Raw genomic sequence first — 24,384 nt, forward strand, 5'->3', positions numbered from 1 at the left:
ACAAGGCCGAAGAAGGAGTTCCCCTGCTGTGCGCTGCCTCGCAAGCTCGGCAGCATCGCACAGCGGGGGCCCGCCCGGGTTCGGCTGTCGACTGAGAGATGCGCAGTGACAGTGCCGCTGGGGCGACACGCAGCAGGGTAAGTGTCCGCCGAACACGTCCTAGTCCCATTCGAGGCCTCCGCGGCGCCACTCGTAGGCGTAGGCGATGGAGACGTTCACCAGGAAGAGGATGATCGCGATCACGCCGAACCAGCCCAGGGCGTCGAAGTGCACGGCCCACGGGATGAGGAAGATGATCTCGATGTCGAAGACGATGAACATCATCGCCGTCATGTAGTACTTGACGGTGAAACGGCCGCCGCCAGCCGGCTGCGGAGTGGGTTCGATACCGCACTCGTAGGCCTGCATCTTGGCCCGGTTGTAGCGCTTGGGGCCGATGATCGCGCCAACGACCATCGACACCACGACGAACGCGGCGCCGATCCCACCGAGCACGAATATCGGTGTGTACAGCTCCACGGCTCACCCTCCTCCGCTGTTTGGCTGGTCGGAGCGCGCGACCGGCAGTCTTGTGAACGTTTTCACGTGAGAGTTTCTTGTTATGGCAGCCGGACCGCTCCGACCGGCTCCCGGGAAAGGCACCGGGAATCGGTCGGCGGTCCGACCACGCGCGTTCTTCCCTTAAGCGGCGGGCGCGATCTTGCGGAGCCCGTTGATGACCCGGTCCATTGCGTCGCCGTTACTCGGCTCCGTGAGGTTGGCGAGCATCTTCAGGGCGAACTTCATGAGCGTGCGCTGGCGCAGGCCGTACTTGGTCGCGTACTTCATGAACTCGGGCTGGCCGATGACCTTCACGAAGTAGCGGCCGAGCGTGTAGTAGCCGCCGTAGGTGTCCGCCAGGACATCCGGGTAGTGCAGCAGGGCGCGCTCACGCGTCTGCTGGGTCGTGCGGCCGTGCGCCTGCACGATCACGTCGGCGGCGATCTGCCCGGCCTCCATGGCGTAGGCGATGCCCTCGCCGTTGAACGGGTTGACCATGCCTCCGGCGTCGCCGACCAGCATGAGCCCGCGCGAGTAGTGCGGGACCCGGTTGAAGCCCATCGGCAGCGCTGCGCCGCGGATGCTGCCCTTCTGGTTCTCCGCGGTGAAACCCCATTCCTCGGGCATGGAGTCGGTCCACCGGCGCAGGAGCTTGCGGTAGTCGACGTCCTGGAAGGAGGTGGTGGAGTTGAGGATGCCTAGGCCGACGTTGCTGGTGCCGTCGCCCACGCCGAAGACCCACCCGTACCCGGGCAGGAGCACGTCCTTGTCGCCGCTGCGGTCCCACAGCTCCAGCCAGGACTCCAGGTAGTCGTCCTTGTGCCGAGGGCTCTCGAAGTAGGTGCGCACGGCGACGCCCATGGGCCGGTCGTCGCGTTTGCGGATGCCCATCGCGACGGAGAGCCGTGAGGAGTTGCCGTCGGCGGCCACGACCAGCGGCGCCCGGAAGGTCACGGGTTCGCGGTCGGCGTTCTTGGCGCGGACCCCGACGATGCGGTTGCTGCGCTCGTCCATGAGTGGACCGGTGACGGTCGTGCGCTCCAGGAGCTTGGCTCCGGCGGCCACGGCCCGCTCGACCACGATCTGGTCGAAGTCCAGGCGCGTGCGCACGAGACCGAATCCGGGGTAGGCGGCCAGGTCGGGCCAGGGCAGTTCCAGGCGGACTCCGGCTCCGACGATGCGCAGGCCGTGGTTCTTGACCCACCCCTCGTCTTCGAAGGTGATCCCCATGGCGGTGAGCTGTTTCACCGCTCTGGGGGTGAGTCCGTCGCCGCAGACCTTCTCCCGGGGGAAGGAGGTCTTCTCCAGGAGGAGGACGTCAAGCCCGGCCTGGGCCAGGTAGTAGGCGGTGGTTGAGCCAGAAGGGCCAGCGCCGACGACGATGACGTCGGCGTCGTACTCGATCCGTTCCCGGCCTCTGGGAGAGGAGGTGGCTGTCTCGCTCACGGATGTGTCCTCGACTACTCGCGCGGTGCTTCCGTGGCGGGTCAGTGCGGGGTCGACCCGCTCACGGGGGATGTCATGGGGCGGTTTGGGACTTCGACATAACCAACTTGGGCCTAGGGCGTGCTCACCGAACACACCCTAGTGGGCTATGCCTCGTGTATTTGTGAAGGACTTCACAAGCCACTTTTCCGCAGTCTAGACCCTTCGGAGCCAAGAGGCGACCCCCGGGGGGCCTTCTTCCGGAAATCGGATATAGCGCCCATAAGGCACAACACTTGCCTCAATGTGGCTACTCAGCGACAAACATGCAGCTCATGATCGCCCGAACAACACAAGTGACCCACCAGTAACAAGAAAGCCCCGGGGAACGGTCCGTTCCCCGGGGCTTGAGAGTTTTTACTTTTGGGCGAAGTATTGCCCACTGTGGGCGGTATGTCGGGTTTTACTTTTCCCGATACCCGCGGTGGAGGGCCACCGTGCCCAGCGTCAGGTTGCGCCACGCCACCCTGGACCAGCCCGCACCCTGCAGGTACTTCGACAGCTCCGCCTGGTCCGGCCAGGCCATGATCGACTCCGACAGGTAGTCGTAGGCCTCGCTGCGTCCGGAGAAGGCGCCCGCGATCTTCGGCAGGGCCGCCATCAGGTAGGTCGAGTAGAGCTTGTCGACGAACTCCACCGGGATGTGGCTGAACTCGCAGATCACGAGGCGGCCGCCGACCTTGGTCACCCGCATCAGCTCCCGCAGCGCCTGGTCCACGTCGGCGACGTTGCGCAGGCCGAAGGAGATCGTGACCGCGTCGAAGGTCTCGTCGGCGAAGGGCAGGGACAGCGCGTCCCCGGCCACGAACGTCACACCGGCACGCGAGGCGCCACCGCGCCGCTCCGCGCCGTTGCGGAGCATGCCCAGCGAGAAGTCGCAGGCGATCACGCGCGCGCCCTTCTTAGTGAAGGACTCCGAAGAGGTACCGGTACCCGCCGCGAGGTCGAGCACCAGTTCGCCGCTGTGCGCGTCGACCGCGTTGACCACGGCACGCCGCCAGACGCGGTCCTGGCCGAGCGAGATGACGTCGTTGACGAGGTCGTAGTTGTCGGCGATGCCGTCGAACATCGCGGCGACGTCCTGAGGCTTCTTGTCGAGCTTCGCGCGGGTCATGGAAACAGCCTAATGGGGCCGGAACAGCGGCGCGGCCCAAGGACGGACAGAGAGACGGAGGACGGACTTTTAGTCACTTGCAGTAGTCAAAAAGCAACTCCGTGCAAGAATGTATTTTCCGCACCTGTTCACACCGCGCGCCCAAGGAGAGTCACGTGAAACCGGCCCGATCGTCCGTCGCCCTGACGATGAGCTCTCTGCTTCTGATACCGATGGCGGCCCTCGCCCCACCCGCAGCCGCGGCACCCCACGACGGCGTCGTCGGCGAACAGCCCGCCCAATGGACCCCGCACGTGCTCGACGGGGCGATCAAGGACATCCTTCGCCTCGACGACACCGTCCTGGTCGCCGGCGAGTTCAACCGCGTGGCCGACCCCGACGAGAGCAACACGCACGTGCGGCGGAACCTGTTCGCCTTCGAGCACGGCACCGGCGAGGTCCTCCAGGACTTCGCCCCGTCGGTCGACGGGGTCGTCACGTCGCTGGCGGAGGGACCCGACGGTACGGTGGTCCTCGGCGGCCACTTCGGACGGGTGAACGGCGAGGCCACCCAGGGAGTCGCCCGGGTCGACGCGACCAGCGGCCGGAGCGTGGGCGAGTTCGACGCTTCGGTGGACGACGGGAACGTCTACCGGCTCGCCGGAGACGGGGCCGACGTCTACCTCGGCGGAAACTTCTCCGGCGTGAACGGGCAGGAACGTACGGGGTTGGCCCGGATCGACGCCGCCACCGGTGAGGTCGACGCCGACTTCACCCCGACCATCTCCGAGCAGCGCCGCGGCACTCTGCGCGTCCAAGAACTGGCGCTGAGCCCGGACAGCCAGCGCCTGGCGATCAACGGGACCTTCACCAAGGTCGACGGCGAGGACCGCTACCAGATCGCCATGATCGACACCGCGGACGGCGGGCCCACCCCGTGGTCGACCTCCGCCTACGAGGCGCCCTGCGACTACTCACCGATGCACACCTACATGCGGCAGATGTCGTTCGCGCCCGACGGCTCCTACTTCGCCGTGGTGACCGCGGGCGGTCCGCAGGTGAAGCCGGGCCTGTGCAAGTCCACGGCCCGCTTCGAGAACACCGACACCCCGGGCTCCGAACCGACATGGACCAACCTGACCGGCGGGGACTCCCTGTACTCGGTCGAGGTCACCTCGTCCGCGGTCTACGTGGGCGGGCACCAGCGCTGGATGGACAACGAGCAGGGCGCCCTCAACCCCGGACCGGGTTCTGTGGAGCGCGAGGGCATCGCGGCGGTCGACCCGGAGACCGGGCGGGCCCTGGAGTGGAACCCCGGCCGTGCCCGCGGGCACGGCGTGGAGGCCCTGCACGCGACCTCGGACGGCTTGTACGTCGGGAGCGACACCGAGCGCCTCGCCGACGAATACCGGGCGCGCCTGGGGATGTTCCCGGCCTCATAGGCACCCGAACAGACACTCGGGCAGGCCGTCGAGGGCGGCCTTGGGCCCATCTCTCACAGAGAGCGAAGAGCGGCAGTAGGGGGTGGTTTCCGCGAAGGCGGAGCCACCCCGTTCACTACTTCTTGGACTCCTCCGCGACCGTCTCCGCGGCCTGCTCCTCCGCCCCCTGAGGGGCCGCCTTCTCGTCCGCCTTGGCTGAGTCCTTCCCAGTCCCCTTTTCGGCGTCCTTCGCGGACTCCTCCGAACCTTCCCCCTCGGCGGCCTCGGCCTCCGCCCCCTGGGCCCGCAGGAGCTCGTCCTGGATCTCGTCCTCGCGCGCGGCGCCCCCGACCAAACGGTCGCCCACGGACTCGTCCTGACGCTTCTTGGACCAGTCGACGACGGACTGGGACATCTGGTCGCGCCACTTCGAGAGCAGAACGTAGGAGGCGAGGCCGCTGAGCACCCACGCGAGAATGAGCGCGAGCCACGTCCGCGCACCGAAGAGGTAGACGACACCGAAGGCGGCGCCGAACAGCGCCAGGCGGGCGGCGGTATAGGTCAGCCAGCTACGCATCAAAAAGCCTCACAACAGACGATTACCTGCACTAGATTGGTCAGCACACCCATCCACGCATGATCCGCACGTGGACGGCCGAGTCGTGCGACCGCGGCCGAAGGGGTGGCGTCCCGCTTCAGGCAGTCCTTACCCCCAGGTTAAGGGTGCGCCCCGGCCGGTGCGCACCAGGGCGGCCCGCGCCCCGGCGCAGGCCAGACCGGACGCGGAAGGCATCGGATTCAGATAGTCATGGGATGTTTCCAATCCCGACAGCAGGGCCCGAACATCACGTTCCGATCACATATCTCCCACTCCTCCCCCGAACACCGCAATTTCTCCGAAAACTAGGGAGGAAACGGACCAACTCGTGCACACTAGGGGATCAAACGCCCGCCGCCCCCTCACTCCAGGCGGGCACGATTGGGGGAATGTGAAGGTGGAACGAGCAAGCGAACGCCTGTTGACCCCCGGGGAAGTGGCCTCACTCTTCCGGGTTGATCCCAAGACCGTCACCCGCTGGGCCGCCTCCGGGCGTATCAGCAGCATTCGGACCCCCGGCGGGCACCGCCGTTTCCGGGAGTCCGAGGTGCGTGCCCTCCTACTCGGGGAACCGAGCGAGAGCACCACCTGACGGACCGTTCAGCACGTCTTCTACGGCCCCGGACCCGACGATCCGCGCGGCCTCCCGCACCCCTGGGCCGGTGCCTTCGGCTGTGGGGAGTCGACAGCAAGAGTTAGGCTGGAACCATGGTGTGGCTTGGTGGCCTGATCACGCTCGTATCGATCGTTCTATGGGTGTACGCGTTCTTCGACGCGTTGACCAGTCCTGCCCAGGAAATACGGAACCTGCCCAAAGTCCTGTGGCTGGTCGTCATCGCGCTGTTCATGCCCGTGGGCTCGATCCTGTGGCTCTTCCTCGGCCGTCCGCGCCAACCCTCGGCCGTCCAGGGAGACGCGCCCTCCCCGGCTCAGGCCGCGTCCGCGGACGACCTTGACCCGTCGGACTTCGCACAGCCCTCGGACAGCCCGCACCCGCTGGGCCCGGACGACGACCCCGAGTTCCTCCGCCACCTCAAGCGGCGGATCGACCCGGATGAGTGATCCGGCCGGGCCGAACAGCTGAGCAGTGCGCCTCAGCGGTACCGCTGAGTGCGTACGGCCGGTTGGGGCTTCCTCGGGACTTCATACAGACCACGCGCGGTGGGGCCGTACCCGTTCGGGTACGGCCCCACCGTCGTCTCACCGCTCTCCAGGGCACCACCTGGGGCTCTCCCAGGCCCGCTCCCCACAGGAACCGGGATCTGTGGGGAGCGGGGCCCAGGGCGCCACCGGGACCTACAGGAGGAGCCCGGACCCCACGCTCCGCGGCAGACCGCGGACCGCTTCCACCGGCTCCACCTCGTTCACCAGCTGCGGCACCCAGGTCAGTTCGGTCCCGAGCTCGCCGTCCGGGAACCGGGCGTTGTGCTCGGCGACGAGGTCGACCTCGTCGAGGCGCCCCTGGCCCTCGTCCAGCAGCACATTCCCCTGCTCCACGATGTCCGTGCCGCCCCAGTTGTACAGGAGCTCGCCGGCCTCGATCCCGTCGCGCAGGTCGAAGATGTTGTTCTCCGCGTAGAGGTGCGACTCGATCCCCACACCGAGGCTGTAGCCGTAGAGGTCCGGGTCCTCCACCGTGTAGTAGTTGTTGTGCACGTGCACCTGGCCGTAGCGGACGCGCGGTGCCCGCTCCCCCAGTCCGTCGAAGTGGTTGTGCCGCCAGGTCACCCGCAGGTACCCGCGGTCACCGGTCGCACTGTCGTCGTTGCCCAGCAGCATCGCCTTGTCACGCCCGTCGAAGTGGTTCCGGGAGACCGTCACCAGGTCGGCGGCGCGCACGATGTCGAGCAGTCCGTCGTGCACCTCGAACTTGCGGCCGAAGTACTCGGGCAGCTCGGTCCCGGGGTTGTCCCCGTCGTCGAAAGTGTTGTGGTCCACCCACACGTTGGTGGAGCCGGAGACCTCCACCTGGTCGTACTCGGAGTTCCAGTTGCCGCTGTCACCGTCCCCGGGATCCCAGCCGGGGAAGCAGTCGTGCGTGTCGGAGAAGCGCAGGTTGCGGAGGATGACGTTGTCCACGTCCCGGACCAGCAGGTTCACCCCGCTGAGGGTGGGCTCGTCACCGATACCCACCACGGTGGTGTTGGAGCCGACCTCGACCTGGATCTGTTCGGCCTGGACCTCGGCGGAGGCGAGCCGGGCGTCCTCCAACGGACCCTCGACGTCGTCCCAGCCCCACTCATCGGGGTCGTAGGTGGCGAGGTAGTCGTCCAGGTTGTAGCCGTCCTGTGCGTAGTCATCACAGGTCAGAGCAGTACCGTCCGGGGCCGTGTTGCCGTCGATGTGGCCCTCGACGTAGACGATCTTCGGGGTGTCGTCGTCCTGGTCACCGACCACTTCGCGGAACTCCTCCATGGTGGAGACCACGTGGACGTCCTCCGGTTCGGCCTCGGAACCGCCCGTCGTGCCCTCCCCCGCTGAGCCCCAGCCGTCGCCTTCAGCCAGGGTCTCCCGGGCGATACCGCGCGGATCGACGTCGGGGTCTGCTCCGGCGGGGGCCACGGTGGCGGCGACCATCACGGCCGCCAGGGCCAGGATCGGGACGGTCCGGGGCGGGACGAACCTTCGCATGGCGTCTGCTCCTTCGGGGGGTTGAGCACGGAATTGCAAACGTTTGCAAGAATCTCTCGGAGCAACCGCATCTACGTCAACCCTCCTTCCGGTTACTTCTTCGGAAAAGGCCCGGAAAACCACGCAAATAATCAGATAATAGAATAAAACACGCAGGGTTCGACCCACCCTGATAGTCAACAAACGGTTGCCGTACTCTCGTGTCACTCGCAACCGTCAGCGGAACGGAGACCCCTTGACAGTCACCATCAGGGATGTCGCGCGGGTGAGCGGGGTCCACGTCTCCACCGTTTCCCGGACCTTCTCCGCGGCCCACCTCGTCAATCCGGACACCCGCGCCCGGGTGCTGGCCGCTGCGGACCAGCTCGGCTACCGGCCGAACCGGGCGGCGCGGGCACTGTCCACACGGCGGACGGGCAACCTCGGGCTGATCGTCGCCGACATCGCCAACCCGTTCTTCCCACCCCTGGTGAAGGCGGCCCAGGCCCAGGCGAGGGAGCGCGACTACCACGTCTTCATCGCCGACACCGACGAGCAGGCCCGGGCCGAGGAGGAGCTGGTCCGCTCCATGGCCCAGCAGGTGGACGGCGCCCTCCTCGTAGCACCGCGGCTGACCAATCGCACCATCACCGAACTCGCGCGCGACCTTCCGCTGGTCGTCGTCAACCGGCGGCTCCCGGGTGTCTCCGGCGTCCTGATGGACGTCGGCTGCGGCGCCCGCCGGGCCGTGGACCACCTGCTCGACCTGGGCCACCGGGAGATCGCCCTGGTGACGGGCCCCCGGACCGCCTGGACCAGTAAAGAGATCGAGCGGGCGGCCGAAGGGCTCGCGGACGACCGCGGTGTCCTCCTCCAGCGGATCGGCCCCAACCCGCCGACCGAGGAGGGCGGCCGCGCCGCCGCGGCGGAGGTGGTGGCGAGCGGAGCGACCGCCGTGTTGGCCCACAACGACCTGGTGGCCTTCGGCCTGGCCCAGGGCAGCGCCGAACTGGGCTTGTCCGTCCCCAGCGACCTCAGCGTCGTCGGTGTGGACAACAGCCACGTCGCCCGCTACTCCAGCCCTGCCCTGACCACCGTCGACATGCCCGTGGCGGCCGCCGGACGCGGGGCGGTGGACCTCCTGCTGCAGGCCGTGGCCGACGGCGGCACACCGGGCACGGTCTCCTTGGAGACCAGGTTGGTCGTACGCGACTCGACCGCGCCGCCCAGGGAAGACGGCGCGGTCGGATAACGCGGGGAGCGGGGCCGGTCCGGTCGACCGCCCCGGGCCAGGCCCTGCCTACGCGTAGGAGTGCAGGCCGCTGAACATGTAGTTCACGGCGAAGAAGTTGAACATGACGGTGAGGAAGCCGATCACGTTGATCCAGGTCGCCTTCGGGCCGCGCCAGCCCCCGGTGGCACGGGCATGGAGGTAGGCCGCGTAGATCACCCACGTGATGAAGGACCAGACCTCCTTGGGGTCCCAGCCCCAGAACCGGCCCCAGGCCTCGTCCGCCCAGATGGAACCGGCGATGACGCCGAAGGTCCACAGGGGGAAGCCGAAGAGGATGAAGCGGTGGGAGATGCGGTCGAGCAGCTCGGGGCTGGGCAGGCGCCCGGAGATCCCGGCGACCTTGTCCCCCAAGGCCTTCTTGGCCTCGGCGCGGTGCGCCACCAGATAGGTGATGCCCGCCGCCCCGGAAACCATGAACGCCCCGCCGGCGATGATCACCGCGGTGACATGGATCGGCACCCAGTAGGACTGCAGGGCCGGGATCAGCGGGCCCGGGTCGACGTACAGCCAGCGCACACCGATACCCAACAGGAGCAGCACCGGCACCAGCACGAAGGCGCCGAGGAAGCGGGCCTGGTAGCGCCAGGCGGCGTAGAGGAGCCCGCCGACGGCCACGAGGCACATCGCCACGACGAACTCGAACATGTTGCCCCAGGGCCAGCGCCCCGCCGCCAGGCCGCGGGCGATGATCTGCGCGAGGCTGAACAGGAAGCCCAGAGCGGTCACGCCCAGGGCGATCTTGCCCAAGACGCTCTGCGAGGCGTGGGCCTCACCCTCGGTGGTGCGGACGTTGACCTCGATGTCTCCGCCGTCCGCGCTTTCGGAAGCTCCGGCACCGACCGGCATGAGCCGACCGGCCTTGAGTCTGGTGCGTCGTCCGTAGGCGGCTTCGATGGCGAAGAGGAACAGTGCGGCCGCGTACGTCACGATCATCGCGATGATCAGCGTGTCACTGGCCGACGCCATCGTCTCGTCCACCGGTCCGGCGAGTGTGTACGTCACCGGTCACTCCCTCTTGTCGTCGAAGGGTCGGATGGGGTGTGGGGATTGTCGTCGGACTCGTTCCGGAGCCTTCCGGCAAGCTGCTTGGTGATCTCGTGGAACTCCTGGTTGTTTCCGGCCACCTCGGTCTTGCCGAGTCCGGCCAGCTCGACCCGGGTCCTGCCGTCCTCGTCCTCCGTGGCTCGGACCCACACGCGGCGGGGGCGCACGAACAGGGTGAGGAGCAGACCGACCACGGTGGCGGTGGCCGCGCCCAGCGCGGGCAGTCGGGCACCGTCCCGGTTGCTCTGCAGGGACACGTAGTCCTTGACCCCGGTGAAGGTGACCGTTCCGGCCCCGTCGGGCAACTCCCAGCTGTCGCCCACGGCCAGCACGGGTGACTCCCCGATCTCCTCCATCCCCTCGGTCTGGAGCTGGTAGACCGACTGCGGGTCGATCATGCCCAGGTCGCCCCGGTATCCCTCCAGGGTCACCATCGGGTCCTCGGCCCCGGGGAACGTGGAGACCAGCTCGCCATCGTTGTCCTCCCCCGCGGTGGGCAGGAGGACCCCGACGAAGCCGAGCTCCTCCCCTCCGGTGTCGGGCACCTTGATGACGCCGTCGGAGGTGTAGGTCATGGTCTCCCGGTGCAGGAACGGTACCGCCTGGTCGAAGACCAGGTCGCCGTCGGCGTTGTGCACCTGGAACTCCGGTGCGTAACCGTGGCCCAGCAGGTAGACCTGCACCCCGTTGACGCTCAGCGGGTGGTTCACCTCGAGCTCGTGCTGCTGTTCCTCCGCCTCGGGCGAATCCTTGTAGGTGATGTCCGCGACGTAGGACTCCGCCTGGCCGCGCAGGTCGCCGTCGTCGATGAAGGTCGCCTCGAAGTTGTCGAGGTGCATCGTGAAGGGCTCGAACTCGTCGGTGTTGGCCCAGTGTCCCGGATAGATGGCGTCGTAGGAGGGCAGCGTGTTGGCGAACCCGTCGCCCTCGACGATCAGCATGTTGCCCCGGTAGCCGAAGAAGGCACCGGCGGCCAAGGCCAGCAGCAGGACCAGCAGGGCGAGGTGGAACAGCACGTTCCCGAACTCGCGCAGGTAGCCGGTCTCACCGGATACCGAGTCCCCGTACCGCTCCGTGCGGTACCCCTTGAGGACCTTCCGGGCCTCGGAGAGGGCCGCCTCGGGCTCAGCGTCGGTGCTGAAGCGGGCCACGTAGGGCATCCGTCCCAGATTGCGCGGGGTGCGCACCGGCCGGGCCCTGATCGCCTTGGCGTGGACGATGGCGCGCGGGATCACGCACCCGGCCAGCGAGACGAAGAGCAGCAGATAGATCGCCGCATACCAAGGGGACGAGAAGACGTCGAAGAGGTAGAAGCGGTCCAGCCAGGGAGCCAGCTCCGGGTTCTCCCGGAAGAAGGTGCTCACCTCGTCGACGCTGACCACGTTCTGCGGCAGGAAGGAACCCGGGATGGCCCCCACCGCCAGCAGGAAGAGCAGGATCAGGGCGGTGCGCATCGACGTGAGCGTGCGCCAGATCCAGCGCCCCCAACCCACGATGCCAAGGCCCTTGGGCCCCTGAGCGGATTCCTTCCCCGCGGTCGTCTTCTCCGAGTTCTCGGACGTGCTCGTGGTCAAATCAGATCACCGTCTGGAAGTTGGCGGCCCAGCCCTGCATGACGATCATCAACTGCGTCCAGAGCCCGGACACCATGGCCAGGCCGACGATGACGAGCATGACACCGCCGAACACCGTGACCGTTCTGGTGTGGCGCTTGAGCCAGCCGAAGGCGTTGAGCGCGCGCCGGTAGAGCAGCGAGGCGAGGATGAACGGCAGCCCCAGGCCGATGCAGTAGAGGAGAGACAGGAGCATGCCCCGGCCCGCGCCCCCTTCGACGAAGGCGAGGGTCTGCACAGCGGCCAGCGTAGGTCCGATGCACGGGGTCCAGCCTAGGCCGAAGAGCACGCCGAGCAGGGGCGCCCCGGCCAGTCCGGCGCGGGGCAGGCGGTGGAAACGGAACTCGCGGCCGAGCCCCGGCATGAAACCCATGAAGGCCAGGCCGAGGACGATCGTGAGCGCACCGAGCACCCGGGTGATGGGGTCGGTGTAGTCCATGAAGAGGTCGCCGAGCCAGCCGATGAACCCGCCGACGGCGATGAACACGAGGCTGAAGCCCATGATGAACAGGATGCTGCCGGTGACCATCGTCCACCGGCGCTGGGCGAGCTCGGCGTCGACCTCGGCGACGGTGCGGGTGGCCGTGGTCGTTCCCCCTTCACCGGAGGCGCCCTCCCCGCCCTCTCGGACGTGGGACCCGCTCATGCCGGACACGTAGGAGAGGTAGCCGGGGACCAGCGGAAGCACGCACGGGGAGAGGAAGGAGACCAGCCCGGCGGCCAGGGCCAGGGGCGCGGCGAGGAGGAGCGAGCCGGTCAGGACGGTGGTGCCGATCGGGTCCATCAGTCGCCGTCCCCACCCGAGTCGCCCTCGGTGTCGGTGTCCTCGTCCGCGGTGTCCTCATCGTCACCGTCGTCGGCGTCACCGTAGCCCTCCTCCTCGGAGACGCGCGGCCGGTCCTCGGGGTCACCGAAGTCGAACTCGACCACCAGCGGGTCGATGAGGTCGGTGAGCTGCCCGTAAGTGGTAGGGCCGATGACCCGGGCGGCGATATCGCCGTCAGGATCGATGATCAGGGTGCTGGGGATCGCGCGCGGTGGGACGGTGTCCCGGAAGGCCTGCGGGACCTCGCCGGGCTGGTCGTTCAGGCTCGGGTAGAGGATGTCGCCGTTGTCGATGTAGGCCAGTGCGGCGGTCTCGTTGTCCTTGATGTTCACGCCGAGGAAGTCCACGCCGAGCTCGCCGTACTCGGTGTGCACCTCGTCCAGGACTGGCTGCTCCTCACGGCAGGGCCCGCACCAGCTGGCCCACACGTTGAGGACGAGGATCTCGCCCTCGTACTCGCTCAGGGAGAGCTCGTCACCGTCGAAGGTGGTCCCGGTGACGTCGGGGGCGGCGTCGCGCTCTCCGGCCTCGAAGACGGTGGCGCTGCCGTCGCCGGCGATGAAGCGGTCCTCCTCGTCACCGGACTCGATCTCGGTGCCGCCGGCGCAACCGGACAGGGCGATAACGGCGGCCAGCGCGGCGGCCGACAAGGGCGGCACGGCACGGCGGCGCCGCGTACCTGTGCTGGTACTGGGCATCGAGGGGACCTCGCGAACGGGGTGTGAACAGGGCGGACTACAACAACGACAAAGTGTAGTAGATGCCCTGGAGACCCTTTCGCCACCCCACGCCAAGGAGCGTTAGGCCCGGGTGAGGGGTGCCCCATGGCAGGGGTGCCCCGTAACGGGAAGAAGCCCGGGTCGGGGATGTCCCGTGACGGGAACTGTCCAGTGGCGGGGAAGGGTAGCCCCGGCAGGGCGATGGTGGGGAATCACCGCCCCCCGGTTTCGGCGGACCGGGCGCTGGGCGTGTCGCCCCGCACCCGGGTCCGGCCCGGCCTGGTCAACCAGCCTCGACGAAAGCCTCGCGGAGGTAGTCGTGCACGGCCCGCTCGGGGACCCGGTAGGAACGTCCCACGCGAATTGCGGGGAGATCTCCCGAGTGCACCATTCGGTAAACGGTCATCTTGGACACACGCATGATCGTGGCGACCTCCGCCACGGTCAAGAACCTGACCTCTTCGAGAGGCGGCTTGCTCCCGTTCATCTTTCGACGCCCTCATTCCCGGACGTGAGCATTTGTCTACCGTTCAGCCCTGGCGTGCCTTCCCGGTGGTTGGGCGACCCCGGCAAACCCGCGCCCGTCCCACCGACACGCCAGCGTGTCATGCTGTCACTACTGACACGTCCGTTTTCAGAGTAGAGCCGAGTTCCCGTCTATGGAAGGTCGATTGGGCTGTCTTCGGGGCTATGCGTTGACTGCGGGGCAGATGATGTTTAACGGTGGGTATAAATGGTCTGCCCTGCTCAAAGTAGGTCGGCCCGCGCCAGAACGTAATCGCGCAGCGGAGCGTAGTCCTCGGTCAGATAGCCATCGTCCAAAGGCACCGTGACCAGTAGTTTTCCTTCGTGCTCGGCGAGAAAGAGCGCCGGGTCGTTGCAGTCGGCGAAGCCCATCGTGGGCACCCCGGCCTCCCCTGCCGCCCCCGCGAACCCGTGGTCCGCGATGACCAACTGCGGCCATGGTTCACCACGGTCGGTGAGACCGCTGAGGATAGCCCGCATCGCGAAGGGGTGGTGGCTGTGCCGAGGGAGGTGCCCGTCGGTTACGATGGCCACGTCGTCCTGCCAGACGACGATCCGCCGGTTCGGGGGCCGCTCAGTGGTCACCTCGTAGGAGTAGCCGCCCGCCGCGGTGAGAACCCTGCACCCGCGCGCCGTCAGCGCGTCCTTCCAGACCTGGTAGGTCTCCAGGAGGTTTCGCGGGTGGCCGGTGGCGAACAGGATACTCTCCCGGCGTTCGGCGGCCAGGGCCAGCCGGTCGGCGAAGGCCTCCAGTGCGTCGATGGTGAGGTCGGGGTCGATCGTGTCGATTCCCCAGACGTACTCCTCGTCGTCCACGACGCCGCAGCGCTTGTTCATCAGGCCGAGGACTTCAGAGAATGTCCAGTCGTTCCCGAAGGTCAACCCGAACTGGTGGTACGGGTCCTTCTGGACCAGCCTCCGGTAGTGCCGCAGGTTGTTCTGCCGTGGGGTGTCGACATGCCCCGCGATCCCCGTGCGAACCAGATAGGTGATGAGTTCAGCGCGTGTCGGCGGCGTCACCTGCGTTCCCCTTCCTCTCCTGGGCAGCGAGCCTACGACACGCCGTGCAGCCACCACGACGCCTGCTCCTGTTCTCCCGGCATTCACCGTCGTCCTACCCATTTGGCGCGCACCACGCGATCATCGCGAAGAATTGACCACTGTGTGACCCGCGCCAGTTACGTCGGTCTACCGATGAGGAGTCGGCAAAGCGGAGATTCTGGTCTCACGGTCGGTTCGGGGTGACGGTTCAGAGGGTCGGGTCGATCCCGTGGCTGGGGAAGACAGCGGTACGGGTGGCGTGGATGGCCCGGTCGACAGGGTCACCTGGATCGTAACCGTGCTCGAAGGGGGTGAAGGAGACCTCGCGCCCGTCGGTCATGTAGAGCGGGGCCAGCTCACCGGTGCGCTCGCGCACGAAGTCGCGCCAGCCCTGCGGAGTCTCGCTGTCCGGGTCGATGGGGGCGCCGGCCGCCTCTGAAAGCAGGTGGGTCCAGGCCCTCGGAACGACGTGGACGAGGCCGTAGCCGCCACCGCCGAAGAGGAGCCAGCGGCCGCCCGCGGTCTTGCGTGCCAGCTTGTGGAGTTCCTCGTAGGCACGGCGCTGGCCGTCCACGCTGAGCGTCAGGTTGGCCAGGGGGTCGAGGGCGTGTGTGTCGCAGCCCTGCTGAGTCACCAGGATCTCGGGCTGGAACTCGTGCAGCAGCGGCGGCACGACCGCGTCGAAGGCGCGGTGCCAACCGGTGTCGCCGGTACCGGCGGGCAGGGCGACGTTGACCGCGTACCCCTCGGCGCCGGGTCCGCCGACCTCCGAGGCCTGGCCTGTGCCCGGGAAGAGGGTCACCGGCGACTCGTGGAGGCTGATGGTGAGGACCCGGGGGTCGTCGTAGAAGGCGTTCTGGACGCCGTCGCCGTGGTGCACGTCCACGTCGACGTAGGCGACGCGCTTGGCGCCCTGCTCCAGGAGCCAGGCGATGGCCAGCGCCGGGTCGTTGTAGACGCAGAAACCCCACGCGTTGCCGTGCATGGCGTGGTGCAGCCCGCCCGCGATGTTGGCGGCGTGCGCGCTCTGTCCGGTCCACACGGCCTCGGCCGCGGACACGGAGGCTCCGGCGATCAGCGCCGAGGCGTCGTGCATGTCCGGGAACACGGGGTTGTCGGTGGTCCCGAGCATGTGTGTGTCGTCGGGCTCCAGGGTCTGCCCGGCCCGCTTCACCGCCTTGATGTACTCGGGATCATGCACCAGGGAGAGGAGCTCGTCGGAGGCGGGCTCGACGTCGATGAGGTCGACCCCCGTTCCGTCGAACACGCCGAACTCACGGCTGAGCGCCATGGTCAGCTCGACTCGGATCGGTGCCATCGGGTGCTGCGGCCCGAAGTCGTAGGCGGTGAGTCCGTCGTCCCATGCCACCCGAAGCGAGCAGGACGTGCGCCCTCCCATGTGGTGACCCCCGTTCCAGGTGTGTGTGCTCCGAAGCACACAGTACGCAAAACCGGCGCGCGGGCAGAACCCCGGGGGGGTGCCCCGCTGGAACGGCCGCGGCCCCGGAGGGGCTTCCCTCCGGGGCCGCGGGTACCACCTCCGAGGCGGTACCGCTTCCACTGGCTACTCGTTCTCCGTCTGGAAGTAGCAGGACCGGTAGGTCTCCCCGGCCTTCAGCTCCTTGGTTCCGTGCAAGGGCTGGTTCAGGAAGCCGCCCTCGGTCGAGGTGATCATCATCCGGTACTCGCCCGGGTCCAGATCGACCTCCATGACGTGGCCGTCGTCGAAGCAGGAGTTGTCGGACGGCGGCGAGCTGAGGACCGAGCAGTCCTCACAGGGGTCGGTGAACTCCTCACCGTGCACCGCGTCCGGACCCACGAACATGAAGTGCATCTCGTCCGGCGAATGGTTGGTGAACTCGATGGTCACCTTGTCTCCGCCGCCGGTGCTGTAAGGGCTCATGTCCTCGATCGAGGATTCACCGAAGGTGGTCTGGAGGTCCATCTGGTCCTCCATATGCCCGGCTCCGGTGTGCCTGACCAGGTCCTCGACGTCGTCGGCCTCGTGGTCCGGGTACTCGGCGGTGAGGAAGTCCGTGCTCTCCTCAGCCCCCTCGTAGTCACCCGAGTCGACCTGGGCCCAACCGCAGTTGAGGGCAGCGTCGGGGCGCTCCTCCTCGATGCGGTCGACGACGTCGGGGGCCTCGTCCCAGCTGAGCCCGTCGAACATCTCGATCTGGTCGAAGGCCGAGCACCAGCTCTCGTTCGCGTAGTCGCCGGTGGCCAGGTCGTAGAGGTCGGTCAGGGCGTCCGGGACCTCCTCGGCCGAGGGGGTCTCGGAGAAGTCCTCGGCGACGGAGGTGTAGGTCTCCTGCGCCTGGCGGAAGGTCGCCTCGACGTCCTCGGTCACGTCACCGCTGTAGGCCTGGTCGGCCTCGTCCGCGAGCTGGGAGGCGTAGTCGAGGTGGATCTCGGCGATGCTGCCGTCGGTGTCCTCCCAGCGGGAGCCGGCGTGCTCGAAGTAGTCGCTGTAGGACTCGAGGGCGTGGTCGTAGGACTCGTTCGCCACGTCGGACTGGGCGCGGCGCAGGATCTCACACGCCTCGGCGCCGGAACGGGCCCGCTCCATGAGCGCGGGGGACATGGAGAGCTGGAAGCCGTTCTCCACCTGTTCATAGCCGTCGATCGCGGTGTCGCAGTCGCCGCTGGTGTGCGCGGCCTCGGCGACGCGGTAACGCCACTCCCCGGTCTGCCAGACCCCGGTGAGCGAAACGATCAGCGCCAGGACGAGGCAGGCCGCAAGGATGAGCGGCATGGGCTTGGCGGACGGCTGTTCGCCTCGGGCGAGGAGCTTCCGGTCGTAGTGGCGGCCGACCAAGAGGCCGACGGCCGCCGTGACCAGGATCCAGGCCAGGAGCGATGGGGCCCAGACGACCAGGTTGTCCGCGGCACCCATGAAGGCGGCGGTGACCAGCAGGCCGATGGTGACGGCCAGATTGATCCCGAAGAACAGCCAGTTGCGCAGGTAGAAGAAGCCCGCGCCGACACCGGACAGGTTCAGGAGCGCCGCGCGCAGGCCCGACTTGGACTGGAACAGGCCCAGCGGGGGCAGGGGCGGCGGGGGACCGCCGAACTGCCCCGGGGGCGGACCACCCGGAGGCATACCTCCAGGCGGCGGGCCACCGGGGGGCATTCCGCCCGGGGGCGGACCACCCGGAGGCATACCTCCCGACTGGGCTCCAGCGGGGGGCATTCCGCCCGGAGGCGGGCCACCCGGAGGCGGGCCACCCGGAGGCGGGCCACCCGGAGGCGGGCCACCCGGAGGCGGGCCACCCGGAGGCGGGCCACCGGGGGGTGGCCCGACCGGGGGCTGACCACCAGACGGGGTTCCACCAAGGGGTGGCCCGACCGGGGACTGACCACCAGACGGGTTGTTGGCTACGGGGTTGCCTCCCGTGGATGAACCCCCGACAGGACTCTGCGGACCGCTCGGGGGGCCGGGCGGCGTCGCGGCAGGCCCGGGCTCATCAGGAGGACGGGACGGGTCCGAAGGGGGTTGAGGAGAAGTCATGAGGCCCCGGAATCAGAGGATGGGAAAACGTACACAGGTGGGATATCAGGGGAGAAATCCCTTAACCCGACCTTATTCACCCGGTGTGACGCCGTGTCCGGGGCCCGTGATCATGAGCGATGCGAACTTTTTCAGTGATCTACACCACACTTCCGGGGGGTTAGCTCCCGGAAAGCTCCCGACTCCGGTCCCGGGCGGCCTCGATCGCGTCGGTGAAGGCGGTGCGCACACCGTGTCGCTCCAGCTCACGCAGGGCGGACGCCGTCGTTCCGCCCGGTGAGGTGACCGCCTCGCGCAGGACGACGGGATGCTCACCCGACCCGTCCAGCATGGCGGCGGCGCCGGTGATCGTCTGCCCCACGAGCCGCTGAGCTGTGACACGCGGCATACCCATCGCCACGCCCGCCTCGATCATGGTCTCGGCGATGAAGTAGAAGTAGGCTGGCCCGCTGCCGGAGATGGCGGTGACCGTGTCCATGTGCTGCTCGCCGACCCGGATCACCTCGCCGACCGTGCCCAGCAGCTGCTCCGCCCGGTCCAGATGGGCGGGTCCGGTGTGCGCCCCGCCGGAGACGGCGGTCATTCCCTTGCCCATGAGCGCCGGGGTGTTGGGCATCGCGCGCACCACCGGTGTCCCCGAGGGCAGGTGGCTCTCCAAGACGACAGTGGTCAGCCCGGCCGCCACCGAGACGACCAGGTGTTCCCGGGACAGGTGCGGAGCGATGTCGTCGAGCAGGGCGAGCATGTCCTGCGGCTTCAGGGCCAGCAGCAGGGTGTCGGCCCGCTTGGCGGCGTCCGCCGCGGGGACCGTCTCGACCCCGTAGCGGCCGCGCAGCTCCTCGGCGTGCTCCTCGCGCGGTTCCGAGACGAGGACGCCCTCCGGAGTGTGGCCCTGGGCCAACAGCCCGGCGAGCAGCGCCTCGCCCATCTTTCCTGCGCCGATGATCGCGATCATGTGGGGTCCTCTCTGCGGCTCCCCTCCACGCTAGGGCATGTTCGGCGGACACTTACCCTGCTGCGCGTCGCCCCAGCGGCACTGTCACCGCGCATCTCTCAGTCGACATCCCTGCCGGTCAGTCCTGGGCGGTCAATCCTTGTCGCGTGACCCCTCGTCGACCGATCCGGCGGGGTCGACCGAGAAGCGCCGGGGAGGGGACTGGGGCCGCCTGCGGAGCAGCGCGATGCGCTCGCGGCGGCCCATGGCGGGTTCCGGGACCGCGGGGCCCTGCGCGAAGTGCAGCCGGGTGAAGGCCAGGGCTTCGGCCAGCTCCCGCATGCGGGCCTGGCGGTCGGGGGCCTTCCGGGTACTCACCTCGAGAACGAGCTGGCCCTCGTAACCGGTGCCCGCAAGGTGCTCGAGGAGTTCGGCGACGGGTTGGGTGCCACGGCCAGGGATGAGGTGTTCGTCGAGGTTCTGACCGCCGAGCCCGTCCGTGACGTGCACGTGGGACAGCCGGTTGCCCAGCCGCTTCGCCATGTCCATCGCGTCGGACCCGGACATGGCGGTGTGCGAGAGGTCGAGGGTGACGTCGGGGTAGTCGCGGTCGAGCGGGTTCCAGCTCGGGGCGTACGGGACCACCTCGCGGTCGCGCACCCGTACCGGATACATGTTCTCCACGGCGAAGACCACGTCGGTCTCGTCCTGCATGCGGGCCACGCCGCTCTCGAAGTCCCGGGCGTACTCGCGCTGCCAGCGGAAGGCGGGGTGCACCACGACCGCCTTGGCGCCCAGCGCCTCGGCCATCTCCTTGGAGCGCAGGAGCTTGCCCCAGGGCTCACGCCCCCACACCCGCTGGGTCAGCACGAGACAGGGAGAGTGGACTGCGGTGACGGGCATCTGGTGGTAGTCCGAGAGGCGCCGGAGGAGTTCGGTGTCCTGGCTGGCCGGGTCGGAGGATACGAGGATCTCCACACCGTCGTACCCCAGCTTCGCGGCGATCTCGAAGGCGGCCGGGGTCTTCTCCGGGTAGACCGACGCCGACGAGAGGACCACGGGCGCGTCTGGGACCTGGATAGGGCTCACGGATCCAGCCTATGCGCTTCGCGTGAACTTGTGGCGCCCGCCTTCACGCCCGTGGCGTGGCGCGCGGGGCCGCGCACCGCTCCCCTGCCGCACACCCCCTGCGACACGAAGACGGCCGCTCCCCCGGGTCACGGAGGAAGCGGCCGGCCAACGAAGTGTCGTGGGGCGCCGTGGCGCGTTGGTTCGGTGCCGGGTCAGAGCCGTACGGCACCGGCGAGGTTGTGGCGGGTCACGTCCCGCTCCGCGATGGAGCCCCCGGAGTTGGGCGCGTCGATCATGCGGTCTCCCCCGAGGTAGATCGCGACGTGGTAGGCGTAACCGCCCCCGTCGGTCCAGTAGAGGAGGTCACCGCGTTCGGCGTTCGCGTAGGTGATCCGGCTACCGGCATTGACTTGGTCCTGCGCGATCCGGGGCAGACCCACCCCGGCCTCACCGTAGGCGTGCTGCACCAGGCCGGAGCAGTCGAAGGAGTCGGGGCCGGTCCCGCCCCAGGCGTAGGGCTTACCCTTCTGCGCCTCCGCGGCGCCGATAGCCTTCTCGATGGTGGCGGAGGAGAGGGCTAGGTGAACGCGGTCGGCGCTCTGTGCGCTCTCGGCCGCGGCCGGAGCGGTGTGCGCGGGCTGTGCGAGGGCTGGTGCTCCCCCTGCGGCCAGGGCGGCCGTCGCGAAGAAGGCGACGGCGAGTGTGCGCGGCGTACGGCGACGCGACGGAGTGGGCGAGGCCTGCCGCCCCGGGTCCGAGGTGGGACAGCAGGCCCGTGTTTGCTCGTGATGTCGCGGTAGTCGCATGACGAAGTTCTCCCTGCATGGTCTGTCGGGGCAGTCCGCGCCTCCGTGACGCGGGTCCCCTGGCCGCCGACTCACCACCATTCGTCACACAGACATCACTTGAAGTCACTCTCCGTAGCGGTTTCGGTATCCAAAGACGGTAAAGACTGGTTGACCTCGACGAACAAAACGGTCAGCGAACCACTAAGCAACCATCCGCCGCCGAGGCCGAACACCCAGCGCTACGGCGAGGGGACGCCGAGGGCGGAACGGACGAAATCGGTCGTAGCGGCCATCCCCAGGTTGTTCGGGTGGACCGGCGCACCGTCCTCCGGGATCAGCCCTTCGACCCACCGGGTGTCGGAGCCCTCGCAGACGTCGTGGCCGCGCTCGAGGGTGTCGACGAACTCGGCACCGTGGGCCTCCGACTCCTCCGCGATCATGGCGTTGAGCGCCGTCTGCGCCTCATCGAGGAAGGGGACGTCGCCGCGGGCGATGGGCGTGCTGGGCCAGCAGCCGCCACTCTCCGGCAGGATCTGCAGGTACCCCACGCTGAGGACCCTGGCGTCCGGGCTGCGCTCGGCGATGTCGGCGTAGACACCGGAGACCTCCTCCCGCAGGCCCTCGATCCGCTCGTCGAGCTCGTCGCCGTAGTGGTCCGCACAAGGGCTCCCCACCGGGTTGCCCAGGCTCTGCGAGGCACACTCGATGAGGACCTCGGAGAAACCGAAGTCGTTGCCCGCGATCCCCACCGTGACCAGGTCGGTCTCGGGCCGGAGGGCGTCCAGCTGAGGCGGTGTGTCGTCGAACTGGTCCTCGTAGAAGTCGTTCATCACCGCGCCCGAACAGCTCACGTCGGTGATCCCGGCGACCCCGATCTCCTCGGCGAGGCGTTTCGGGTAGTTGACGTCGGACTGCATGCAGCCCAGGAGCGGCATCCGCTCGCTGACCATGGGGCCGGCGACGAAGGAGTCGCCGAGTGCTACGTAGTGCTCGAACTCCGCGGACTCGGCGGTCTCGGCCTCCGCCGCGGCCGCGGGCGCGGCGGCCAGTGAGATCCCCAGGGCGGTGAGGGCCACCGGGGCGGTGCGGCGTGCGAGTCGGCGCAGTGCGCTGGAACGGTCGTGGCGGTGGGGGGAATTGGGGCCGGCGGGGGTGTGAGGGCTGGCGTGGGACCGGTGTGTACGGGACACGCGGGTTTCCTCTCTCCAAGGAGCGGGGCATCGGAGTGTTCGGACCCTAGGGAGCAGCTCCCTGAAGACCTTCTAACATGATTGACGAAACAAGTGACCTAACTCGTAGGTAACTTTCTTGTGCCCCCACCAGCACCACGAGGTGCCACCAGAACTGTCCTCTGGAAGCGCTAGCGTGGCGGCCATGGCAAAAGCGAAGACTTCGTTCCGGTGCGCCGAGTGCGGGTGGAGCACCCTCAAATGGGTGGGGCGCTGCGGCGAGTGCCAGGCCTGGGGCACCGTCGAGGAGGCCGGAGCGCCCGCAGCCGCGGCCGTCGCGGCGGCCCCCGTGACTTCCCGGGCCCGCCCCATCACCGAGATCAGCGTCGAGACGGCCGAGGCGGTCCCCACCGGGCTGGACGAACTCGACCGGGTCCTGGGCGGTGGCGCGGTGCCCGGCGGTGTGGTGCTGCTCGCCGGTGAGCCCGGCGTGGGCAAGTCGACCCTCCTCCTGGAGGTGGCCGCGATTCGCGCGGCCGCGGGCCCCGTCCTCTACATCACGGGTGAGGAGTCGGCCGGACAGGTCCGACTGCGCGCCGAGCGCCTCGGAGCCCTCTCCGACAAGCTCTTCCTCGCCGCGGAGACGTCCGTGGCCACACTGGTCAGCCACGTGGAGGCGGTCGGACCCCGACTGCTGATCGTGGACTCGGTACAGACGATGGTGTCTCCGGAAGCCACCGGGATCCCGGGCGGTGTCACGCAGATCCGCCAGGTGACCGGCGCGCTCATCCAGATCGCCAAGGAACGCGGCATCGCCACCGTCCTCGTCGGCCACGTCACCAAGGACGGTTCCATCGCCGGCCCCCGCATGCTGGAGCACCTGGTCGACGTCGTCCTCCACTTCGAGGGCGAGCGCCACTCGCAGCTGCGCCTGCTGCGCTCGGTCAAGAACCGGTACGGCCCCACCGATGAGATCGGCGTCTTCGAACTCACCGAAAAGGGCATCTACGGGCTGCCCGACCCCAGCGGTCTCTTCCTCACCGAACGCACCGACCCGGTCCCGGGCACATGCGTGACCGTCACCCTGGAGGGCCGCCGCCCCCTCATCACCGAGGTGCAGGCCCTCGTGGCGCCGACGCCACTGCCCGCGCCCCGCCGGGCCACCTCCGGCCTGGACACCTCCCGGGTGAACATGATCCTGGCCGTGCTGGAGAAGCGCACGGGCATGAAGCTGGCCAACATGGACGTCTACGCCTCGACAGTGGGCGGCGTGAAACTCGGCGAGCCCGCCGTGGACCTCGCCCTGGCCGTGGCCGCGGCCGGGTCCAATAACGACGTCGCGCTTCCCAGCGGGTTCATCGCCGTGGGCGAGGTCGGACTGGCCGGTGACGTCCGGGCGGTGAACGGGGTTCGGCGCCGGGTCGCCGAGGCGCAGCGCCTGGGCTTCACCGAGGCGGTCGTTCCCAAGCCGTTCGGCGACCCGATCCCGGGCATCCGGACACACGAGGTGGAGGAACTGAGCGAGGCACTCGCCTGGGTCAAGGGGCGGCGTCGCCGGGGCACCAAGAAGGAGACGCCGGAAAGCTAGCCGCAGGCGGCCGGGAACAGGGGCCATGGGCTGCGGGCGGTCTCCCTAGAAGTCGAAGACCGCGCCCTTGGTGGTGTCCAGGACACAGGCGTTGCCGAAGGTCTCCTCGTACTCCTCGTAACCGGTCGAGGTGACCGTGACCGGCTGGTAGATCATCGTGCAGGGTGCACCGGAGGAGTCGACCTCGGCGATGGATCCGCCGGCCTCCTCGATCGCCTCGCAGGCCTCCTCCGCTCGGGGGTGGGTGCCACCGGCCGGGTCGCACTCCAGCGCGGCCAACGAGCTCTCCCCTGTGGTCTCGTCGACGACCCGGAGCGTGTACTGGGCACTCTCCGCGTAGGCGTGCGCGGGGGCGGCCAGGGACAGGGCGACCGCGGTGGCCGCGGCACAGGTGAGGATGTTCCTCATGCGTTCACTCCAACAACTGTGGAATCAGATTCGCGACTTATGGTAATCACTCGACGACGAAGAGTCGTGGAGTTTGCGCGAAAGGAACCCCGCGCGGCGCGAACAC

General features: G+C 68.5%; 23 protein-coding genes. 5 read left to right on the forward strand and 18 right to left on the reverse strand.

The annotated features are described in order from the left end of the window. Positions 1 to 159: 159 nt before the first annotated feature. The 3 genes from ACYVD1_RS14740 to ACYVD1_RS14750 form a co-directional block, all read right to left on the reverse strand. On the reverse strand, positions 160 to 519 hold the full coding sequence (locus tag ACYVD1_RS14740; RefSeq protein ID WP_460757866.1) for an NADH-quinone oxidoreductase subunit A: 360 nt from the start codon (positions 517 to 519) through the stop codon (positions 160 to 162). 162 nt (positions 520 to 681) lie between these two features. Next, positions 682 to 1,986 (reverse strand): geranylgeranyl reductase family protein, encoded by a 1,305-nt coding sequence (locus ACYVD1_RS14745; protein WP_460772456.1) that lies wholly within the window; start codon positions 1,984 to 1,986, stop codon positions 682 to 684. A 442-nt stretch (positions 1,987 to 2,428) separates the two neighbouring features. Continuing rightward, complete coding sequence (locus ACYVD1_RS14750) at positions 2,429 to 3,139, reverse strand: demethylmenaquinone methyltransferase (protein WP_460772460.1); 711 nt, start codon at positions 3,137 to 3,139, stop codon at positions 2,429 to 2,431. 155 nt (positions 3,140 to 3,294) lie between these two features. Here ACYVD1_RS14750 and ACYVD1_RS14755 point away from each other — a divergent pair, with 155 nt between their 5' ends. Next, positions 3,295 to 4,560, forward strand: a complete 1,266-nt coding sequence (locus ACYVD1_RS14755) for a hypothetical protein (protein WP_460772463.1) — start codon at positions 3,295 to 3,297, stop codon at positions 4,558 to 4,560. A 115-nt stretch (positions 4,561 to 4,675) separates the two neighbouring features. Here ACYVD1_RS14755 and ACYVD1_RS14760 read toward each other — a convergent pair whose 3' ends face one another. After that, positions 4,676 to 5,116 carry a DUF4229 domain-containing protein gene (locus ACYVD1_RS14760; RefSeq protein WP_460772466.1) on the reverse strand — a complete coding sequence of 147 codons (441 nt, stop codon included), beginning with the start codon at positions 5,114 to 5,116 and terminating at the stop codon, positions 4,676 to 4,678. Between the two features lie 412 nt (positions 5,117 to 5,528). On the opposite strand from ACYVD1_RS14760, the gene ACYVD1_RS14765 reads away from it, so the two are divergent. Together ACYVD1_RS14765 and ACYVD1_RS14770 are read left to right on the forward strand one after the other, a co-directional pair. Beyond that, positions 5,529 to 5,729 carry a BldC family transcriptional regulator gene (locus ACYVD1_RS14765; protein ID WP_026116196.1) on the forward strand — a complete coding sequence of 67 codons (201 nt, stop codon included), beginning with the start codon at positions 5,529 to 5,531 and terminating at the stop codon, positions 5,727 to 5,729. A gap of 116 nt (positions 5,730 to 5,845) precedes the next feature. Continuing rightward, positions 5,846 to 6,199, forward strand: coding sequence for a PLD nuclease N-terminal domain-containing protein (locus ACYVD1_RS14770; RefSeq protein WP_460772468.1), 354 nt, complete (start codon positions 5,846 to 5,848; stop codon positions 6,197 to 6,199). 234 nt (positions 6,200 to 6,433) lie between these two features. Here the strand turns inward: ACYVD1_RS14770 and ACYVD1_RS14775 are convergent, their stop codons facing one another. Then, complete coding sequence (locus tag ACYVD1_RS14775) at positions 6,434 to 7,768, reverse strand: pectate lyase family protein (protein ID WP_460772471.1); 1,335 nt, start codon at positions 7,766 to 7,768, stop codon at positions 6,434 to 6,436. Positions 7,769 to 8,003: 235 nt separating this feature from the next. On the opposite strand from ACYVD1_RS14775, the gene ACYVD1_RS14780 reads away from it, so the two are divergent. Beyond that, positions 8,004 to 8,999 (forward strand): LacI family DNA-binding transcriptional regulator, encoded by a 996-nt coding sequence (locus ACYVD1_RS14780; RefSeq protein ID WP_460772473.1) that lies wholly within the window; start codon positions 8,004 to 8,006, stop codon positions 8,997 to 8,999. Between the two features lie 48 nt (positions 9,000 to 9,047). Here the strand turns inward: ACYVD1_RS14780 and ccsB are convergent, their stop codons facing one another. The 12 genes from ccsB to ACYVD1_RS14840 form a co-directional block, all read right to left on the reverse strand. Further along, a complete protein-coding gene (gene ccsB / locus ACYVD1_RS14785) occupies positions 9,048 to 10,043 on the reverse strand; it encodes a c-type cytochrome biogenesis protein CcsB (RefSeq protein ID WP_460772476.1) in 996 nt (331 codons plus the stop codon). Beyond that, a complete protein-coding gene (gene resB / locus ACYVD1_RS14790) occupies positions 10,040 to 11,659 on the reverse strand; it encodes a cytochrome c biogenesis protein ResB (RefSeq protein ID WP_460772479.1) in 1,620 nt (539 codons plus the stop codon). Before resB ends, ccsB begins: the two co-directional genes overlap by 4 nt. Before the next feature lies 1 nt (position 11,660). After that, positions 11,661 to 12,482: a cytochrome c biogenesis CcdA family protein gene (locus ACYVD1_RS14795; protein ID WP_460772481.1), complete on the reverse strand. Its 822-nt coding sequence runs from the start codon at positions 12,480 to 12,482 to the stop codon at positions 11,661 to 11,663. Beyond that, entirely contained in the window at positions 12,482 to 13,222 is a 741-nt protein-coding gene (locus tag ACYVD1_RS14800) for a TlpA family protein disulfide reductase (protein ID WP_460772483.1), read from the reverse strand. The genes ACYVD1_RS14795 and ACYVD1_RS14800 overlap by 1 nt, the downstream gene beginning before the upstream one ends. A 304-nt stretch (positions 13,223 to 13,526) precedes the next feature. Further along, complete coding sequence (locus tag ACYVD1_RS14805; RefSeq protein WP_460757847.1) at positions 13,527 to 13,730, reverse strand: helix-turn-helix domain-containing protein; 204 nt, start codon at positions 13,728 to 13,730, stop codon at positions 13,527 to 13,529. A gap of 260 nt (positions 13,731 to 13,990) precedes the next feature. Next, a complete protein-coding gene (locus tag ACYVD1_RS14810) occupies positions 13,991 to 14,788 on the reverse strand; it encodes a phosphatase (RefSeq protein WP_460772485.1) in 798 nt (265 codons plus the stop codon). A gap of 229 nt (positions 14,789 to 15,017) precedes the next feature. Then, positions 15,018 to 16,178: an acetoin utilization protein AcuC gene (locus tag ACYVD1_RS14815; protein ID WP_460772631.1), complete on the reverse strand. Its 1,161-nt coding sequence runs from the start codon at positions 16,176 to 16,178 to the stop codon at positions 15,018 to 15,020. Between the two features lie 195 nt (positions 16,179 to 16,373). Further along, positions 16,374 to 17,912 carry a tetratricopeptide repeat protein gene (locus ACYVD1_RS14820; RefSeq protein ID WP_460772487.1) on the reverse strand — a complete coding sequence of 513 codons (1,539 nt, stop codon included), beginning with the start codon at positions 17,910 to 17,912 and terminating at the stop codon, positions 16,374 to 16,376. Between the two features lie 568 nt (positions 17,913 to 18,480). Then, positions 18,481 to 19,275 (reverse strand): pyrroline-5-carboxylate reductase, encoded by a 795-nt coding sequence (proC, locus tag ACYVD1_RS14825; RefSeq protein ID WP_460772490.1) that lies wholly within the window; start codon positions 19,273 to 19,275, stop codon positions 18,481 to 18,483. 132 nt (positions 19,276 to 19,407) lie between these two features. After that, the gene (locus ACYVD1_RS14830) at positions 19,408 to 20,343 is read right to left on the reverse strand and encodes a sugar phosphate isomerase/epimerase family protein (protein ID WP_460772492.1); all 936 of its coding nucleotides are present in this window, start codon (positions 20,341 to 20,343) and stop codon (positions 19,408 to 19,410) included. A gap of 194 nt (positions 20,344 to 20,537) precedes the next feature. Further along, positions 20,538 to 21,131 carry a C40 family peptidase gene (locus ACYVD1_RS14835; RefSeq protein WP_460772494.1) on the reverse strand — a complete coding sequence of 198 codons (594 nt, stop codon included), beginning with the start codon at positions 21,129 to 21,131 and terminating at the stop codon, positions 20,538 to 20,540. A 221-nt stretch (positions 21,132 to 21,352) separates the two neighbouring features. Then, a complete protein-coding gene (locus ACYVD1_RS14840; protein ID WP_460772496.1) occupies positions 21,353 to 22,303 on the reverse strand; it encodes an SGNH/GDSL hydrolase family protein in 951 nt (316 codons plus the stop codon). Positions 22,304 to 22,487: 184 nt separating this feature from the next. Here ACYVD1_RS14840 and radA point away from each other — a divergent pair, with 184 nt between their 5' ends. Further along, positions 22,488 to 23,870, forward strand: coding sequence for a DNA repair protein RadA (gene radA, locus ACYVD1_RS14845; RefSeq protein WP_460772500.1), 1,383 nt, complete (start codon positions 22,488 to 22,490; stop codon positions 23,868 to 23,870). Between the two features lie 45 nt (positions 23,871 to 23,915). Here the strand turns inward: radA and ACYVD1_RS14850 are convergent, their stop codons facing one another. After that, entirely contained in the window at positions 23,916 to 24,278 is a 363-nt protein-coding gene (locus ACYVD1_RS14850) for an SSI family serine proteinase inhibitor (protein WP_460772502.1), read from the reverse strand. Between the last annotated feature and the right edge of the window lie 106 nt (positions 24,279 to 24,384).

This window comes from Nocardiopsis nanhaiensis (assembly GCF_054778635.1).